15 protein-coding genes are annotated in these 15,953 nt (G+C 54.8%); 3 read left to right on the plus strand and 12 right to left on the minus strand.

Features of this window, described 5'->3' with window-relative positions:
- Positions 1–219: 219 nt before the first annotated feature.
- From cas2 to NT140_07195, 11 genes are all read right to left on the minus strand, one after another.
- Positions 220–510 (minus strand): CRISPR-associated endonuclease Cas2, encoded by a 291-nt coding sequence (gene cas2, locus NT140_07145; protein ID MCX5831648.1) that lies wholly within the window; start codon positions 508–510, stop codon positions 220–222.
- 12 nt (positions 511–522) lie between these two features.
- Positions 523–1,554, minus strand: coding sequence for a type I-C CRISPR-associated endonuclease Cas1c (gene cas1c / locus NT140_07150; protein MCX5831649.1), 1,032 nt, complete (start codon positions 1,552–1,554; stop codon positions 523–525).
- 46 nt (positions 1,555–1,600) lie between these two features.
- Positions 1,601–2,422 carry a Bro-N domain-containing protein gene (locus tag NT140_07155; GenBank protein MCX5831650.1) on the minus strand — a complete coding sequence of 274 codons (822 nt, stop codon included), beginning with the start codon at positions 2,420–2,422 and terminating at the stop codon, positions 1,601–1,603.
- Positions 2,423–2,450: 28 nt separating this feature from the next.
- Positions 2,451–3,083, minus strand: coding sequence for a CRISPR-associated protein Cas4 (gene cas4, locus NT140_07160; GenBank protein ID MCX5831651.1), 633 nt, complete (start codon positions 3,081–3,083; stop codon positions 2,451–2,453).
- A gap of 7 nt (positions 3,084–3,090) precedes the next feature.
- A complete protein-coding gene (cas7c, locus tag NT140_07165; protein ID MCX5831652.1) occupies positions 3,091–3,948 on the minus strand; it encodes a type I-C CRISPR-associated protein Cas7/Csd2 in 858 nt (285 codons plus the stop codon).
- 1 nt (position 3,949) lies between these two features.
- Positions 3,950–5,665 carry a type I-C CRISPR-associated protein Cas8c/Csd1 gene (gene cas8c, locus NT140_07170; GenBank protein MCX5831653.1) on the minus strand — a complete coding sequence of 572 codons (1,716 nt, stop codon included), beginning with the start codon at positions 5,663–5,665 and terminating at the stop codon, positions 3,950–3,952.
- The gene (gene cas5c, locus NT140_07175; protein MCX5831654.1) at positions 5,662–6,315 is read right to left on the minus strand and encodes a type I-C CRISPR-associated protein Cas5c; all 654 of its coding nucleotides are present in this window, start codon (positions 6,313–6,315) and stop codon (positions 5,662–5,664) included. The genes cas8c and cas5c overlap by 4 nt, the downstream gene beginning before the upstream one ends.
- A gap of 34 nt (positions 6,316–6,349) precedes the next feature.
- Entirely contained in the window at positions 6,350–8,569 is a 2,220-nt protein-coding gene (cas3, locus tag NT140_07180) for a CRISPR-associated helicase Cas3' (protein MCX5831655.1), read from the minus strand.
- Complete coding sequence (locus tag NT140_07185) at positions 8,545–9,120, minus strand: 3'-5' exonuclease (protein MCX5831656.1); 576 nt, start codon at positions 9,118–9,120, stop codon at positions 8,545–8,547. Before NT140_07185 ends, cas3 begins: the two co-directional genes overlap by 25 nt.
- A 22-nt stretch (positions 9,121–9,142) precedes the next feature.
- Entirely contained in the window at positions 9,143–10,111 is a 969-nt protein-coding gene (locus tag NT140_07190; protein ID MCX5831657.1) for a WYL domain-containing protein, read from the minus strand.
- Between the two features lie 130 nt (positions 10,112–10,241).
- Positions 10,242–11,375: an ATP-binding protein gene (locus NT140_07195; GenBank protein MCX5831658.1), complete on the minus strand. Its 1,134-nt coding sequence runs from the start codon at positions 11,373–11,375 to the stop codon at positions 10,242–10,244.
- 340 nt (positions 11,376–11,715) lie between these two features.
- Here NT140_07195 and NT140_07200 point away from each other — a divergent pair, with 340 nt between their 5' ends.
- A complete protein-coding gene (locus tag NT140_07200; protein ID MCX5831659.1) occupies positions 11,716–13,347 on the plus strand; it encodes an FAD-binding protein in 1,632 nt (543 codons plus the stop codon).
- Here the strand turns inward: NT140_07200 and ribD are convergent.
- Positions 13,331–14,431: a bifunctional diaminohydroxyphosphoribosylaminopyrimidine deaminase/5-amino-6-(5-phosphoribosylamino)uracil reductase RibD gene (gene ribD, locus NT140_07205; GenBank protein ID MCX5831660.1), complete on the minus strand. Its 1,101-nt coding sequence runs from the start codon at positions 14,429–14,431 to the stop codon at positions 13,331–13,333. The genes NT140_07200 and ribD overlap by 17 nt on opposite strands.
- Positions 14,432–14,618: 187 nt before the next feature.
- Between ribD and NT140_07210 the strand changes: the two genes are divergently transcribed.
- Both NT140_07210 and NT140_07215 read left to right on the plus strand, forming a co-directional pair.
- A complete protein-coding gene (locus NT140_07210; GenBank protein ID MCX5831661.1) occupies positions 14,619–15,074 on the plus strand; it encodes a dTDP-4-dehydrorhamnose 3,5-epimerase family protein in 456 nt (151 codons plus the stop codon).
- 21 nt (positions 15,075–15,095) lie between these two features.
- Positions 15,096–15,842 (plus strand): prepilin peptidase, encoded by a 747-nt coding sequence (locus NT140_07215; GenBank protein MCX5831662.1) that lies wholly within the window; start codon positions 15,096–15,098, stop codon positions 15,840–15,842.
- Positions 15,843–15,953: the final 111 nt, after the last annotated feature.

Below are 15,953 nucleotides of genomic sequence, written 5' to 3' on the forward strand. Positions count from 1 at the left end.
ATGTTTCAATCCACGCCCCCGCGCGGGGGGCGACTTACATCTCATAACGTACTACAATTACAAATAATTTATCCTATATTCCGCGTAGATACTTAATAGAGGTCAATCCAATATGCACTTGTCAAAGAACACCATCGCAATACTTTGTTATATCAGCGTGTTATCAGTAGCGCGAATCCCCCTGGAAAATCATGGCTGCCTGGGGTTCGCGCGTGCCGTTCAGATAATCAAAGGCCCCTCCTGATCAATGCTTTTCTTCGCGCCGATATGCTCGACGCGGTGCTTCCAGTTTGATCCTAAAAAATAAAACCGCAGGCTATCCCGTGTCTTGTCGATTTCATGGATCAGGCGATCCCGCAAAACGGTCCATTGGGCGGGGTCCACGATACACTCAAAGACCGAATACTGTACCCGTTGTCCGTAATTCTGGCACGCCTTGGCCACGCGGTGCAAACGGCGCGGGCCGCCCGGATCAATCGTAGAAACATCGTAACTGACAAGAACAAGCATAATGAAGTCCCCTTACCGCCAGATAAACGGCGGATAACCTTCCAGATCGCCCCGCAGATACCTTGCCAACAGGAGGGCTTGAACATGAAAAAGCATCCCGATGTTAACTTTTTCATCCAGAAAGGGATGGACGATCTCCTCTTGTTTCCGCTCTTGGTAAGCCACAAGCACGGTCTTACGGGTGTCGTCTGTCATCAGGACCGCACCGGAGTCGCTTTTATCAAAGCCCTTTCCCTGCACCTGACGCAGATTAATCAGGGAGAGGGTCAGCCTGTCCGCCAGAAAGGGCCTGAATTCCTCCATCATATCCAAAGCCAAACTGGGGCGACCGGGACGATCCCGGTGCAGAAATCCTACCGCCGGATCAAGCCCCACAGACTCCAAAGCCGATCGGATGTCATGCACAAGGAGCGTATAAATGAAGGACAGCAAGGCGTTGACGTTGTCCAGCGGTGGACGGCGGTTCCGCTCCTGGAAGGAGAAGTCCTCTTTCTGGGCTATGATCAAGTGATCGAAGACGCTGAAATAAATATGGGCGGCGTCTCCCTCGCAACCTCTGAGAACGTCCAGCGCCCGATCTTGATTCAACTGCTCCAGATAGTTACTCAAGCGCTTGACGGCAAATCCCACCTGATCTGCAGCCAGTTTGTCCGCGTGATCACGGAGCGCCCGCTGGAGGACCGTCCGACTGTTGGCAATCTTACCGGTCAAAACCGCACGGGCCATATCTGCGGAACGCTGTGAATCATCTGCCTGCCGATACTGTTCCCGCCGCAGGAGGACATTCCCGGAAACCGGACCCTGCACCCGCGCCAGGAAGCGGCCGCGCTCCGTCAGAAAGCTGATGCCCACGCCGTTTTCGGCACAGAAACCCATCAGAAAAGGGCTACAACCGATGTTGCCGAAACAGACGATGCCGCCAATCGTATGAACTGGAAGCCGCAGGCGGACTTCTTTTTCCACCTTGACGACAATCGTCTCTCCCTCCTTCGCGAGGTAGGCGCCCTGGGTTGTGACAAAAAGGGTGTTCAAGTGTTTCTTCATAGTTCACCTAAGATACGCCCCGGAAAAATTCTTCACTCTTTATATTCTACCGTTTCAACCGTTTTCTGCTCTCCGGTTCACTCAGGTAGTTCTCCGGCGAGACGACTCGCTTACCGGTTTTCTTTTCCAGGTCTTTGCGCGCCGTTCCGGCAACTTCCCCACCTTTCCGCGCGGCAGTCTTGCTTTCATCGAAGCCCTGCGCGTCATCCACCTTGGTGATTTCGGTAGTCGCCGCCTCGCCCAGCATCGAGAAGATCAGCTCTAAGTCGGTCATATGATCCCGCAGGTTTTCCCGTTTCAGCCCCTTCAATTGCTTATGCTCGCCCGGTGTGACCCCGAACGCCGCTTGGGCGATCTCCGCCGTGAGGATTGCATACTCCTGCTCTTGCTTGACGTTTCGTTGTTTCCACTCGTCCGTAAGTTCTTCCCGGATGGCGATGCCCCGCATGCGTTTCTCGATCCAGTCGTCTGAGTAACCTTTTGCCTTGTAAAGTGCGCGCGTTCGTTTCGTTCCCAGTTCCGGGTCTTCGATTTCCTGTACCCGCTCATAGCCGACCTTGGCCAGCCAGCGCTTGAAGGGTTCGGCCTTGAAGGAGGGGATGGACTGGATGATGCGGAAAATGCCTTCCGTGTTGGCGCAATTGACTTTTTGCTTTCCGCCAGAAGTTTCTATCCAAAGGGGGGTGGCAATTTGCCCCCACCCTTTGGATAACTCCTTGTCACGACGACGCATATCCTTGATATATCCGGACGGATCGGTGGAATCCGTCAGTACGCCGACCACATCAGAAATTACAAACCACCATTCATTCTCATGAATAGTTTTACGTATTTCTTTTCCCCTGAATATGGCGATATTCGTTTCCATCTTGCCCTCCTTTCTGTAAAATTATCCTTCATGTCTCGCTTAACATCCGCGTCAGGTAGCTCTTTACCGACCGCTGCTTCTGGATCGTCTTCGGCAGGCATTCGGCCATCAGAGAACAGCTTTCGCACCGCTTCGCATAGACTGGCTTGGGGGTCTGGCCGGAGGCGATCAGATCGTGTGCTCGCTGGGCCGTTTCCTCCGTCTCCCGTCGCAGGTCCTCGTCGAAGACGACGTCGAAGCGGTGTCTGGTCTGGCCGTAAAAGAGCGCCCCCTCCGGGATCGCAATGTCAAGCATCTCTTCCAGGCAGATCGCCTGGGCGCAAAGCTGAACCTTATCGCAATCGTCCGCTTTGGGTTTCCCTCGCTTGTACTCCACGGGAAAGGGCAACCAGGCCCCGTCCGGCAGCCGGTGGAACTCCACGACGTCGGCCTTGCCGATCAGCCCCAGGCGTAGCGAGCGAAGCGACACGCCATAATCAATGCGGACGTCGCGCCGGGATTCATGGCTTTCGTCATGCACCCGCTCGTGCATGATCCGGCCCTCGGCGGTGAAGCGGTTCTCTGTCCATACCTGTTCCGTGTAGATCAGGGCACACTGCCGCTCGCAGAACACGATATGCTGCAAGGCTGAGAGAGGGAGAAGGTCGTCGATTGCGTACATGTTTCCCTTATATCTTCTCTTCTAAGGTGACGCCCGCCGGCACATTCCGGTTGACGACCACCTCGTAGTCGGAAAATGTCCGTGGCGGTTTTGTGGCCTCCGTAGCCCGTTGCACCGTTACCAGTTCAAATAACTTATGTGCAGGAGCGTTACCAAGGGCGGATTCGTGTTTGAAAACGATCAGTTTCCTTGCATTCATCTTGCCCCGTGCCGCAGAATGATCGTGATCGAACATATTGACCAGGGCCTCCCAGAGAAGTTTCAGATCGTCGTCCGAAAAACCTGTCTGGTCGGCGAGATGGGCGGACACGTAACCTTCCGTCCGATAGAGGGCATAGGGCACGATATGCTTGCGACCCATCATTCTTTCTTTTTCTCTCTCAGCCTCTGTTTCGACAGCGACGCGTGTGATAGTTATTTCCATAGGAACGATGGCATCTATGCTGCGCCCAAAATTGAATTGAACGGGACCACGTACCTGTCCGCAGTTATTTTCTTTCATCATCATTACGGCACCAAAGGTGCGGACATCAAAGCAATTTTTACACATAAATTTACGGCCCAATTCGGCAGCCGTTATTTTGTCTTTTTTCTCTTCATCAGTAAGCGATTGATAGGCCCCTCCTCTTTCGGTCGTAAGAACAGATTTTTCTCTTACATAGATTTTGTAAGGGGACTGATTTTCCTTCACGATCTCGACAAAATTACGGATCTTTCTCTTCAGGCAGACATCGGTTACGAGACCATAACTTGTCTCCGGATCGATGCGCGGCATATTGCCTGCGTCGGGGTCGCCGTTTGGGTTGCCGTTCTCCACATCAAAAAGATACACGAATTCGTAACGGTTCTTGATTGTCTCGCTCATCTTATTCACCCTCCTTCTGGTTTTCCGATTTAACATAAAAGGCCTGTCGCTGATGGTAGTAGCCGATGGCAAACATTCCCTGGTCATCGAGACTCAGATGGGCGGGAAATTTTTCGATGCCGCACATAATCTCCTCGATCATTTTGTCCATCCGTTCCCCATACACCGCCTTCTGAATATGGTGCTGAGAGAGTCGGAGGAGCTGGGGAAAGACGACGCTGGGCGTTGCGGATGCCGAGCCGTAGAAACGGTCTTTGATAGTGGTGTTTGCACCGGGGATGGCGTCCTTCTGTGCCTTCTCCAAGACGGCGAAGAGCCTTCCCAGACGATAGGCGATATTGGTTGATTCCTTATCCAATGACATCATAACCTCCTCTTTGCTTTGATGGATGCGATGCTTTCTGTTCAGACACGCCTTGATCATGGCGGCCCGTAGATAGTTGATTGTCTGATCCGCCCGGATGCGCCCGATGAGTGTAGCAAGCAGACTCTGTGGGTAGGTCGTACCAGCGAGAATGGAACGTATGATCGCCCCGGCCAGCAGGGGTGGAATGTTATCGGTTTTTCCCTGGACGGCGGTTTCTTTCAGCAGTTGCCACATGCCGGGAAATTCCGGATCTCTTTCGCTCCTGACAATGGCGATGTCCCGAAAGTGCTGGCCGATCTTTTCGCTGATATCTGCCACTGTACTGACATGCCAGAATCGAACAGAAAGCCGTGAGACATTGAGCGACAATCCCAGGATATAGAATTGAAGGTCGGGATCGCCGATATCGGGAAGCGGTTTCCCGTCTCTTGTCGCAGCGAGAAAGAGGCGGACGCTGGACAGATCGGAGGCATCGTCCCTGGGATCGAGGATAATTCCCATGAATCCCTCGATGGGCGATGGCCGCTCTGTCCAGAAGACCGTCGTGGCATCGCCGATCCGGAGCTTCTGACGGCTTTCAAAGCGCAGCAGATGATTCAGGGCGGTGGTATAGGCAAAGGCGGCAGTTTCACCAACGGGGGCATTGAAATTCTGCTTTTTATCATAAGAGAGAAAAGCGTCCAGATTGAAGGAAACAATGCTGGCTCCGGCCGGCTGTGCCCCCTTCCCCTGCACTCCTTTGATGGCCGGGTGTAGACGGGCGATCGGCGTACCTTCTCCGCTGACCAGACAGGTGGCAATAACCTCGGATGCCTCTTCCGCGCAGTATCTTCTCCAGGCCTGCTGCACGTCGGAGTGGTCATGGATATACATTAGCTCGCCGTCAAGTTGGAAGATGAGGTTGGCCCCTGCCATCTCGTCCCAGTGTTCCAGCGTGGGGGCGTCTTCGGGCTTCCAGAAATCAAGGAAGTTAAGAGTCGCCTGCATGCCCGGGTCTTGCATATTATCGCCGAGATCATGATGAAGTTGCCGAAAAGCCTCAAAACATTTTAAGGCACGTGCTTCGTTTCCCTTGGCGTTCCGACCAAGGACATAGCCGGAATTGTCCCACATGAAATTCGGTTCGATATCTACTGAACGCTTCTTGCCGATCACCGGAACCGTGAGGGATACGGGCACCGGCTTGTTCTTCGGTTTCTCTCGGAGATCCCGAATCTGGATAAGTTTACCATCTTTGTTGATCACCAGAGCGAAATGGATCTTCTGCTTGCCGAATCCGAGCAGAGGAATTTCCTCCTGAGGATCGTCTTTCAGCCTTTCATAATACTGGTTCAACGCCTGGAGGATCATGCCATCACCCCCTTTCCGTTCAGGGGGGGCACGTCGATGATGCCGTCGCGCATGAGCGCCCGGAAGAACTTCGCCTCCATCGCCTTTTCAAAGTCGATGTCATTGAGCATCCAACCGAGATCCCTCTCTCCTTCCAAGGCAGATAACGGGATATCATCGGCGACCGGTTCAAAATGGGCGGGAAATTCGCGGCAACCCAGATACGGATGGTGAAAACACTGCCCTTTCGCAGCGCGTCGATCGAACATCTCCTTGTGCTTCATGGGATTGTTGTCTTCGCTTCCCGTGAAGGCAAAGTGGGCCTCGATCACATAGGCCACATCGCGCAGGATCAGCGCCGCCCGCTGCTGCCGGTCCTCCTCGATGAAGACCTCCACCGGGGAGCAACCGTCATTCATTGCCTTTTTCACCGTGCCCGACGCCAACTTACCCGCCAGTTCGTTGCGCCGGATGTTATCAAACCGGATAGGCTTGAGAACATGGATCCGGTGAACGACCCAGGCAATGGCCGGTTTCCAGTAAATGGCTTCCAGAATTCCGCGTGCCGCCGAAGGGGTTATGACGTCGTAACTGACCCGCTCGACCTTCATCTCAGGACGGGTGAAGCAGGCGTACTCGCCCCATACTTTCAGCTTTACTCCGTATGACATGGACAGACCTCCTTTCTTCAGAATTATTGACGTTTCACGTAATCAGACTTTCGATTCTATGAAATGTCGGTTCTTCGGGACAAAGTCCCAGATCCTCATGATACAGATCCCGGTTGATCAGGACGTTGTATTGCTCATGCAGGCACTCGACGCTGCCCGCGTTGAGCAGTCCGTGCAATATCTGTGGAAAGACCTGGATGGTAAAGCGCTGGGCCTTGCGGGCGGCCGCTGCCGGGAAAGCGCTGTAGCGGAGTTCCTCGACGATTTGTTCGGCTTCACCGTTCCAGGGGATGATGATTGGTACCATCCCCTCCTCGATGATCTTGAACTTTTCTGCAACGACCCTAAAGGGGAAATCGCCAGCCATGGCGCCCTCGGCGAGATCAGCGAGAATCTGGTGTTGATCCAGTGCCGCTCCCTTCAACCAGTAGAGCTGACGGAAATAATCATGAACCGCTGACAGGGACAAGGGGTCCGCATGATGGCGCAGTACCGCCTCCGTCGTCTCGGCGGTCTGCCGAAAGTAGCCGGGTGGAAGGCCAGTCTCGGGAGTAAAGACGAAGACCTTGCCATTTTCCGACAGTTTTCCTTCCCGATTGCAGCGGCCAGCGGCCTGGGCAATGGAATCGACGCCGGCAATTGACCGGAAGACAACAGGAAAGTCGATGTCCACTCCGGCCTCCACCAGTTGCGTGCTGATTACGCGGCAGGGTTCACCGCTTGCCAAGGCCGCTCTTATTCTATCGAGAACCTCCGTCCGGTGTGCCGGGCACATCAGGGCGCTCAAGTGGAAGTGTCCTTCCTTATCCGACAGACGTTCATAGATCTGTCGGGCATGTTTACGGGTATTGACGACGCAAAGTACCTGACGGTATTCGTTCAATCTCTCCGCTAACTCATCATCGGCCAGAGAAGGTAATTTCGCGGTGTCCACCCGTTTGAAGGTTTCATAAAGCGCTGCCGGATCGGGGATGATCTCCCGCACGCCTTCCAGGCCGTCCTTAAAAGTTTCCGATTTGGAAAGCGCCGGCTGCGTGGCGGTGCACAGAACGATCGTCGTCCGGTAGTTCAGAGCGAGTTCCCGGAGGACTTCGAGAGACGGCTTTAGGAGGGGCACGGGCAGCATCTGCGCCTCGTCGAGTATAACGACGCTGTTGGCAATCCGGTGGATCTTCCGGCAGCGGGAGGAGCGGCAAGCAAACAGAGATTCGAAGAATTGGACATTCGTCGTCACGATCAGCGGTGCTTCCCAGTTCTCCGCAGACAGACGGGAGCGATGATCCTCATCTTCCGGTTCAAAGTTGCTGTGGTGTTCGAGAACGGCGTCCTCGCCCAGGATGTCCCGGAAGACGGCGGCATTCTGTTCGATGATGCTCGTATAGGGGATCACATAAATCACCCGTTTTTTTCCGAAACGGCGTGCGTGTTTGAGGGCGAAGGCCAGCGAGGAGAGGGTTTTGCCGCCGCCAGTCGGTACCGTCAGGGAAAACAGACCTGGCGACAGGTCGGCTGCAGAGAGACATTGTTTCAGGATTGCGGTACGCCGCATGTTAATGGGGGTTGGTGCTGCCGACACGGTCAAGTGGTCTAAATGCACTTGGAGATTTTCGTGTAATTCGTCGAGAGAAGGGTAACCCTTTCTCCAACCAGATTTTGCCGGGTCCATAAACGCTTCCGTATCCAGGAAATCAGCATCGACCAGGCAGGAGTAAAGCATCCGGGCAAAGAAGGAAATCTGAAAGCAGGAGCGTTTTTTATCGAGAGGGAAGGGAAGTCCTTTGATAATCGGCAGATCGAGAATCCAATCCGGACAGGCATCGCAGGAAGGGATTGCCTTTTCTAACCTTTTCGTGAGACATGAGCCGTCATTGGACTTTCCGTCCTGGAGCCCGGCGTGGTGACCGGCAATTGTATAGGCCAGAAGTTTCCCCTCGTTCTTTGCTTGTTGAAAAGCATGTTTTGCCCCTGCTGTCGAGTGATCCACGCGGCCGGGTTTGGTCTCGATATGAGAGTCATCATCGTTGGCCGCCAGAAGATATTTCTGGAATTCTTTAGAGTATTTTCCGACATCATGCCACAGCCCCGCCAAGTAGCCCCAATCCCCCGCCCCAAATTCGTCGGCGCCGGAGCGTGCGAGTTCGGCCACCCGACTGAGGTGATCCTCCAATAGCTGCCAGTTTTCTGGCGGTTCCCCGTCTTTTGTATGTCCGTAATAACGATGCAATTCCTTTATCTCTCCTCCATCGCCAGCCATATCCTGGCAACCATGCGGGCATCGTCCAGGGCGCGGTGAGTTTGTTTCCGGGGACACGATGCGCTCCCTTCGGGCTTCCGCATCATGTCCCCGTTCGTGGCGGTATCGCTGCCGAGGTGCCGATAGACGGTTTCCAGTTTGTGATTCCTCAGATGCGGGAAGCGGCTCCGGCTCATTTCGAGGGTGCAGACGTGCGGGCGGTGGAATCTTGTTCCCAGCAGTTCGTATTCGCGGCGGAGGAAACCAAGATCAAACCGGGCGTTATGCGCCACGAGGATGCTGTCCCGGATGAAAGCCTCCAATGCCGGGAAGACTTCTTCCGGCGTCGGTTGTCCGATGAGCATCTCATCGGTGATGCCGTGAATCTGCGATGCACGAACGGGAATCTCTCTCGGTATCTGAATCAAGGTGTTGAATTCAGCCATTAAGGTACCGCCTTCCAGGGCAACCGCGCCGATCTCAATGACCCGGTCGCCTTTCCAGGGCGAGAGGCCGGTTGTTTCCACGTCCAGGACAACATATCTTTCCTGCCGGTTTACTGACTGTATCATACCACCCCCGACATAGAGCGTCCTATGTGCGATATTTTTTTGTCATTTTTTTGATTTCTTTTTTGACCCTGTCCCTCAGCCATTTCGGTTCCCGTACTTCCACTTCTGACCCGTGCCGGAGGATCTCCATCAGGATTTCGGCTTCATGAGAAACGGGGATGGTCAGTTGCAGGGCGCCGTCCGGGAGTTCCTCTGTCTTCTGATCCCGATGCCAAACCTGCCCCCGTATCCACCGCGAGCGGACCGGCGAAAATCGCAGGACAACGGGGAAGCTCTCGCGGTTCTGAAATATCCCGAACGTGTTGGTGAGAAAGGGTTTCCATTCCGCTTCGGGACGGGGAGAAAATTGCTCGTCTGAAACCCGGCAGTCGCTGATGCGGGAAAGGAGAAAATCGCGCCAGTCTTTGCGCATCCGGCAATAAGCAATCAGATGCCAGGCGCCCATGTAATTCACCAGATGGTGCGGTTCCACCGTTCTGGCTGTCGTTCGGTTGCCGGCGGGCGAGTAGTAATTGAAGGCAAGCAGGCGGAACATCAACAGGGCATTGCTGACGCATCCGAACAACAAGGGGTTGGCAGGGGTAACTTCGCTGACGCGGAAGGAAAAGGCCTGGTCGGGATCGGTATGATGGGGCACATTTTCTGAGAGCACGGCGCCGAGCTTCCCGGCGATGTTCCCCAACTCGTCGCCCAACGGGCCTGCGGCTGCGTCGCTGAGCAGCTTTTTCGATATGAGGAGCGACAGGAGTTCCTTTTCCTGGAGACGCAGGACGGGAAGCTGGAAGGTGGGATCAACGTAATAGAAGCCCCTCCGGGCGGGGTCATATTCAAGGGGGGCATGCAGCCGGCAGCGGAAGAACTCGATGGAACGCTGGGCCGTCTTAATGGAGCATTCAAACTGCCGGGCCAGGGTTGACGCATTGGGGAAGTTATGTTTTTTCGCTTCGCTGTCAAACCAGAAAAACCGTTCCAGGAAAAGTTGCTCCCCCATATGCCGCTCCTTACTTCCGGGGACACGATGCGATCCCTGCGGGCTTCCGCATCATGTCCCCGTTTTCCCCATGGATTCCCGCCCAAAAGATTCGCGGGAATGACAGGCTTGGTAGTAGTGCAATGATCTCTCAGCCAATAAACTTCAGGTAATTCTCCCGATTGACCACCTGCCAGGAGGCTTCCGGATAGGCAGTGGCCCACTCCCGCGGCGGGCGGTTCCGTGCCTTGCCCCATTTCATCTCAAAGCCGTAAAGACGTCCGCCCCGTTCCTCGACAAAGTCAATCTCCTGTTTCGTGTAGGTGCGCCAGAAGTAGTTGTTTGCGGCCAAACCGAGATATTCCTGCTTCTTCAGGCGTTCCATGACCAGATAGTTTTCCCAGAGAAGCCCTGCGTCGTCGCGCAGCAGCAGGGGGTTGAAGTTGCTGATCAGGGCATTGCGGATGCCGTTATCGAGGAAATAATAGCGGCAGTTTTTGGTAATTTCCTTGCGCAGATTGCGGCTGAATCCCGGTATCCGGACGACCACAAAGGCCTTTTCCAGCAGGTCGAGGTAACGCTCGGCGGTGTTCTTGCTCATGCCAAGGTTGGCGGCCAATTCGGTATAGGACACTTCCCTGCCGATCTGAAAGGCAATCAACTGCAAGAGCCGACCGATCTTTGCGGAGTGACGGACGCCGTCCAGTTCCAAGACATCCTTGTACAAGTAGGAAGCGACGATCTCCTGCAGATACTGCTCGCGACGGCGATTGTCCGCCATCAGAACAATCTCGGGATAGGAACCGTATATTAGGCGACTTTCCAGATTTGCGGAGGTCTGTGCCGGGTTTTCGTTTGCGCCGATTTCCAGTTGTGCCAGAGGATAGAGCCGCAGGGTATATTTCCGGCCTGTGAGAGGCTCGCCGACGTTCCGTGCGAGGTCAAAAGAGGACGAGCCCGTGGCAATGACCCGGACGCCCTCCAGGTGATCAACGATCAGCTTGAGGTTAAGGCCGATGTCAGCGATGCGCTGTGCTTCGTCAATTACCAGGAGACTGCTCGAACCGACGAAGGCCCTCAGCTTTTCTATGGAGCGGCTGGACAGAAAATCATGAACTGCAATGTCCTCTCCACTCACGACCAGCCGTGGTTCGTGCTGAACCTCCTTGAGGAATTCCTGCACCAGCGTCGTTTTGCCGGTACGGCGGGCGCCGTACAAAACCACAACTTTGCCGGGAGTGATTAGGTCGCGCAGGTTGTCGAGTTGTTTCTGTCGAATGTACATATTTTCTCCAGCATTATTTTTATATTGACCGTATAATATCAAATTAAGTCAATATAGCAAGGTTTATTTTACACTCACCTCTTGATAACAAGGCATCATCTGAGGTCATTGCGCCTGCTCTGGGTGATCTGCTTGAGGTATGCGGCGAAGAACGGGATTTGTTTCGTCGGCAAAGGTCAGGCAAATTTCGGATTCCTTTTAGCTTTCCAAGTCGGCAGGCATTTGATATGGGTAATTCTACCGGGGCGCTTTGATGGTTCAGGCTTGCAGCCGGAAACATTTGTTAATTTTTTGGTTCAATCTGCAAGATTGAACCAGCCCCAGCGATTTTAAAGAGGTCATGATGATCGTTACTATTTCCGGAATCAAGGTTCCGCTGGAGGAAGAGGGAAAGATGCTGTCGGCAAGGCTGGCTGAGATTTTCTCCCTGCCCGAGGAAGCATTTTTTTCCCTGCGTGTGCTCAAAAAATCTCTGGATGCGCGCCGCAACCGGCCGCCGTTTTTCGTTTATTCCGTTGAGGTGGTACTGCCGCAAGGTACGCACTTACCAGTTGACGCTGCGGGAGAGATCAAGATCAGCATAGTGCCGGAAACCCTTGCCTTATCTGACGGTGTTCAGGGGGCTAAGAGTAGCATTGCCGGTCGTAGCCTTATTAAAGCCGGGGCGAAAAAAGTGATCGTTGTGGGGAGCGGTCCGGCCGGTTTGTTTGCGGCTCTCCGGCTGGCCGAAAACGGTATCCCCGTGCTGCTCCTGGAAAGAGGGGACCCTATTCCCGCGCGGTGTCAGGAGGTGCAATCCTTCTGGGAAACGGGTAGGCTCAATCGGGAAAGTAACGTCCTTTTCGGAGAAGGAGGAGCCGGCACTTTTTCCGATGGCAAGCTGACCAGCCGGGTTAAAAACCCCCAGATGGGCCTGGTAAAGGAAACTCTGGTGGAGTTTGGTGCGCCATCGGATATATTAACTGATGCCAAGCCCCATATCGGTACCGACATACTGCGGGCTGTTGTAGTCAATTTCCGGCAGAAACTCCTGGACCTTGGTTGTGAAATAAGATTCGGGGCGCTCGTCTCCGACTTCATTCTCCGGGGCGGCCGGTTGGTCGGCGTGGTGGTTAATGGTGCCGAGGAGATCAAGGCCGATCAGCTTGTTCTCGCCATTGGCCAGAATGCCGACGATACTTATCGGCGGCTCCATGAACGAGGCGTCCAGTTAGCGCCGAAGCCCTTTGCCATGGGGCTCCGCCTGGAGCATCCGCAGAGTCTGATCAATCAGATCCAGTACGGCAAATGGCAGCATCCCGAACTGCCGCCGGCCGATTATTTCTTGACAGCCAGGGTGGCACAGCCGGAACGTTCCGTTTATACTTTCTGCATGTGCCCCGGCGGCCAGGTTATCGGTTGCAGTTCTGAACCCGGTGGCGTGATTACGAATGGCATGAGCCGCTCATCCCGGGACGGCGCTTATGGCAACAGTGCGGTGGTGGTTAACGTCAGCCCCGCTGATTTTTCCGGCACGCCGCAAGAACCGTTGCCGGGGCTCGCTTTCCGCAGGCAGTGGGAAGAGCGGGCCTTTGTGCTGGGAGGGGGAAATTATTGTGCTCCGGCGCAGCGCCTGACGGACTTTTTGCAGGGCAGGGAGAGCGCTGCGCTTGCTCCGACGAGTTTTCGGCCGGGAGTCAAGGCGGCGTTTTTATCGGAGGCTTTGCCCGCATTTATGGCTGAGGCGCTGCAGGACGGTCTGCGGCAATTTGGCCGCCGGCTACCCGGATTTCTCGCCGCCGAAGCAACCCTGATCGGGGTGGAAACCAGGACTTCGTCGCCTATTCGGATACTGCGCGACACTGCCGGGCTAAGTGTCAACACGGCAGGTATCTATCCCTGCGGCGAAGGCGCCGGTTACGCGGGCGGCATCGTCAGCTCGGCCTTAGACGGGATCAGGGCGGCGGAAAGCCTCATCAGTTCGCTGGGATAGCGTCAATAATGATGTCCCCGCCGCGCCGGGAAACCTTCCGGAAATCAAGTTTGATTGCCTCATCCATGCTCTGGTTGCCCAGATCCGCGATCGCCTCGATGCCGCGGCCGAGGATTTTCGGCGCCACGATGATCACTAAGCGGTCTGCCAATTTTCCGTGCAGAAGGGACGTGATGATGGCCGCGCCGCCTTCCACGAGGACGGAGGCAATCTGCCTCTGCCCCAGTTCCTGAAGGAGTTTCGGTAAATCCACACGGCCGCTTCCCTCTGCATTCATCATCCCATCTAAACACAGCGTTTCTATCCCCTGCGCCTTGAGCTTCCGTATTTTTCGCGGCGGGGCCTGACTGGTGGTGGCGATGATGGTCCGGGCTTTTTCCTGGTTTTGCAAAATCTTCGCCTCCAGGGGTAAGCGCAGGTGGGAATCCACAACGATCCGGACGGGATTTCGCCCCTTTACGTGGCGGACTGTTAATTCCGGGTCATCCGCCAGAACCGTGCCGACCCCCACGAGAATGGCATCGTGCGTGCTGCGCAGGCGGTGGGCGAAGATCCGGGACGCTGGGGAGCTGATCCAGCGGGAATGGCCCGTGACGGAGGCGATGCGGCCATCAATCGTCTGGGCGAATTTGAGCGTGACGAATGGGATGTCGGTCGTGATATATTTAAAGAAATGTTCATTGATCTCCCGGCAGGCCTGCTCCATGACCCCCACGGTTACATCAATCCCAGCCCGCCAGAGGGCCGCGATGCCCTGCCCGGCAACGAGTGGGTTGGCATCGGCTGTGCCGATAACCACTCGCGCCAACTGCAGGCCGATAAGTGTCTCTGCGCAGGGTGGCGTCTTGCCGTAATGACAGCAAGGCTCCAGGGTCACATAGAGGGTGGCGCCCCGCACGGATCCCCGCACCTTCCGGAGGGCGTTTATCTCGGCATGGGGGCCGCCGAATTGCTCATGATAACCTTCGCCGATGATCCGGTCGCCTTTAACGATGACGGCGCCCACCATGGGATTGGGGCTTACCCATCCTTCCCCGCGTCGCGCGAGCCGCAAGGCCCGTTGCATGTAAAATTCATCCTTCATTTTTTCACCCGAAGCTGCATCTCAAATCCCCCTCAATCCCCCTTTGCTAAAGGGGGAGATTACTACCTACCTCCTACACCATATCATGACCCGAGCGCCATTAAAATCAGTTTATCATCATGTTTCTCTTGTGGCCTTTTTCTGAACTATGCTATATGAATCGAAAATTATTGAAGGAGCATCAGCTATGATTGCAGGGGTTGTGGTGAAGAAATTGAAGGTCATTCCCGACGAGCGGGGCCGGCTGATGGAGATATTGCGCGCTGACGACGAGACGTTTAGTAAATTTGGCCAGGTATATATGACCGCCGCCTATCCGGGGGTGGTGAAGGGATGGCATTACCACAAGAAACAGTTCGATAACATGGCCGTCGTCAAGGGCATGATGAAGATTGTGCTCTATGACGGACGCGAGAATGGGCCTACTTACGGGGAGATCAATGAGATTTTTGCCGGCGACCACAACCCGGTGCTCGTGCATATTCCGCCTTACGTGTACCATGGTTTCAAATGCATCTCCACGGAGGAAGCGCTCGTGGTGAATGTCCCCAGTGAATCATATAACTACCTGGAGCCCGATGAGTTTCGCCTCCCCCCGCATGGCACCGATATTCCTTACTCTTGGGACAGAAAGGACGGATAGACCTTGATTTACCTGGAAATAATGATTGGTATGATCGGTGCGGCGATCGGAAGTTTTCTCAATGTCTGCATCCTGCGGCTTCCGGCCGGCGAGTCGCTCGTGCTGCCCGCCTCCCATTGTCCGAAGTGTAACTACTCCCTCAAGTTTTATGATAATATTCCCATTGTCAGCTATCTGGTGCTGCGGGGCAAATGCCGGAACTGCCGGAAAGCCATATCCCTCCAGTACCCCTTGGTCGAGCTGCTGACGGCCATCATGGCGCTGCTGCTTTTCTGGAAGTTCGGGCTGAATCTGAAATTGCTCTTTTCCTTCATATTTACCTGTAGTTTGATTGTCATCACCTTCATTGATCTGGAGCATCAGATTATCCCGGATGTCATCACCCTGCCGGGCATTCCCATTTTTTTCCTGATGGCGGTTTTTGCCATGGGCATTCCCTGGCTGGAGGCGGCGCTCGGGTTGTTGATCGGCGGCGGCATCCTTTATGTCATCGCCCTGGGCTATGAACTGATCAGAAAGGCAGAGGGCATGGGCGGCGGCGACATCAAGCTGTTGGCCATGCTGGGGGCCTTCTACGGCTGGAAATCCCTCTTTTTCATCCTCTTTGTGAGTTCATTTCTGGGCGCCATCGTGGGGCTTACGGTGATGCTCGTCAAGGGAAAAGATATGAAGTACGCCGTTCCCTTCGGCCCTTTTCTCTCCGTGGCCGCCATCGCCTATATTTTCTGGGGGGACAATTTTATCCAACTCTTTTTGATTCGTCATTAACCCCCATGCCCGGCGCGGGCACGACGAAATATGAAAATCCCCCCTCAACCCCCCTTTGGTAAAGAGGGGGTGGGGGGATTTTCATGTTAAGCTTCTCGATGCGAAAGAGTT

The sequence above is a fragment of the Deltaproteobacteria bacterium genome (genome assembly GCA_026388415.1).
Taxonomy (GTDB): domain Bacteria; phylum Desulfobacterota; class Syntrophia; order Syntrophales; family JACQWR01; genus JAPLJV01.

What these genes read in the sequence shown, in the direction of transcription:
- cas7c (MCX5831652.1), bottom strand. Translation starts at nt 3,948, where the DNA reads ATGAGCGAGACAATCAAGAACCGTTACGAATTCGTGTATCTTTTTGAT.
- NT140_07195 (MCX5831658.1), bottom strand. Translation starts at nt 11,375, where the DNA reads ATGTACATTCGACAGAAACAACTCGACAACCTGCGCGACCTAATCACT.
- cas1c (MCX5831649.1), bottom strand. Translation starts at nt 1,554, where the DNA reads ATGAAGAAACACTTGAACACCCTTTTTGTCACAACCCAGGGCGCCTAC.
- NT140_07155 (MCX5831650.1), bottom strand. Translation starts at nt 2,422, where the DNA reads ATGGAAACGAATATCGCCATATTCAGGGGAAAAGAAATACGTAAAACT.
- cas8c (MCX5831653.1), bottom strand. Translation starts at nt 5,665, where the DNA reads ATGATCCTCCAGGCGTTGAACCAGTATTATGAAAGGCTGAAAGACGAT.
- ribD (MCX5831660.1), bottom strand. Translation starts at nt 14,431, where the DNA reads ATGAAGGATGAATTTTACATGCAACGGGCCTTGCGGCTCGCGCGACGC.
- NT140_07210 (MCX5831661.1), top strand. Translation starts at nt 14,619, where the DNA reads ATGATTGCAGGGGTTGTGGTGAAGAAATTGAAGGTCATTCCCGACGAG.
- NT140_07190 (MCX5831657.1), bottom strand. Translation starts at nt 10,111, where the DNA reads ATGGGGGAGCAACTTTTCCTGGAACGGTTTTTCTGGTTTGACAGCGAA.
- NT140_07185 (MCX5831656.1), bottom strand. Translation starts at nt 9,120, where the DNA reads ATGATACAGTCAGTAAACCGGCAGGAAAGATATGTTGTCCTGGACGTG.
- cas5c (MCX5831654.1), bottom strand. Translation starts at nt 6,315, where the DNA reads ATGTCATACGGAGTAAAGCTGAAAGTATGGGGCGAGTACGCCTGCTTC.
- NT140_07200 (MCX5831659.1), top strand. Translation starts at nt 11,716, where the DNA reads ATGATGATCGTTACTATTTCCGGAATCAAGGTTCCGCTGGAGGAAGAG.
- cas3 (MCX5831655.1), bottom strand. Translation starts at nt 8,569, where the DNA reads ATGGCTGGCGATGGAGGAGAGATAAAGGAATTGCATCGTTATTACGGA.
- cas4 (MCX5831651.1), bottom strand. Translation starts at nt 3,083, where the DNA reads ATGTACGCAATCGACGACCTTCTCCCTCTCTCAGCCTTGCAGCATATC.
- NT140_07215 (MCX5831662.1), top strand. Translation starts at nt 15,096, where the DNA reads ATGATTGGTATGATCGGTGCGGCGATCGGAAGTTTTCTCAATGTCTGC.
- cas2 (MCX5831648.1), bottom strand. Translation starts at nt 510, where the DNA reads ATGCTTGTTCTTGTCAGTTACGATGTTTCTACGATTGATCCGGGCGGC.